The organism is Bacteroides sp. MSSM.1001136sp1_RTP21357st2_D2_RTP21359_211015, assembly GCF_040913205.1.
Classification (GTDB): Bacteria; Bacteroidota; Bacteroidia; order Bacteroidales; family Bacteroidaceae; genus Bacteroides; species Bacteroides ovatus.
On sequence record NZ_JBDFVF010000096.1, the window covers coordinates 1 to 1,033 of the forward strand.

Consider the following 1,033-nt stretch of genomic DNA (forward strand, 5'->3'; position numbering starts at 1 on the left):
CCCATACTTTGTATAAAGTGTAATAATTAATTGTCTTAATTCTGTATCCTCACACGGATAGTCGGCCGCAAAGGTAAGCATTTACGCCAGTTCGGGATAAAAAAGTGCCCTAAAAAGTTGGTAATCTCGCTATTGTTTTGTAACTTTATAGTTGATAATCAATTAATTACAAACATATATAGCGATGATTACCACTGACAAAGTTACTGAAATATTCTGTGTATTGGATGAGTTCTGCAAGAATTTAGATGCCGAGTTAACTAAAAACCTACATATTGCCCCCATAGACGAGGGAAATAAGCGCATGCGAAACCGCAAAGGGCAGATGTCCAAGAGCGAAATCATGACCATCCTGTTGTGCTATCATTTTGGCTCTTTCCGCAACTTCAAGCACTATTATCTCTTCTTCATCAAGGAGCATTTGGCAAGCTACTTCCCTAAGTCCGTGTCCTACACGCGTTTCGTGGAACTCATGCCTCGCGTGTTCTTCGAGCTGATGGCCTTCATGCGCATCCAAGGTTTTGGAAAGTGCACGGGCATTAGTTTCGTGGACAGCACGATGATTCCCGTATGCCACAACATGAGAAGGAATTTCAATAAGGTGTTTGATGGACTTGCTAAGAACGGAAAGGGAACAATGGGGTGGTGTCATGGTTTCAAGCTTCATCTGCTGTGCAACGAGATGGGCGATGTACTCACGTTCTGCCTAACTCCCGCAAACGTGGACGACAGGGACCCTAGGGTGTGGCAGGTCTTCACCAAGGTACTCTACGGCAAAGTATTTGCCGATAAGGGCTACATCAAGCAAGAGTTCTTTGAAAACCTCTTCAACCAAGGCATCCATCTCGTTCACGGGCTCAAATCAAACATGAAAAACAAGCTTATGCCCTTGTGGGACAAGATGATGCTGCGCAAGCGATATATAATAGAATGCATCAACGAACTGCTCAAGAACAAGGCCAACCTTGTCCATTCACGCCATCGCTCCGTACATAACTTCCTCATGAATCTCTGTGCGGCATTGGCTGCATAC

The 1,033-nt window shown here is 44.4% G+C and carries 1 protein-coding gene; it reads left to right on the top strand.

Annotated elements, in window-relative coordinates:
- Nucleotides 1-184: 184 nt before the first annotated feature.
- On the top strand, nucleotides 185-1,033 hold an 849-nt coding region (locus tag AB5217_RS24910; RefSeq protein ID WP_368117408.1), incomplete at its 3' end, for an IS982 family transposase.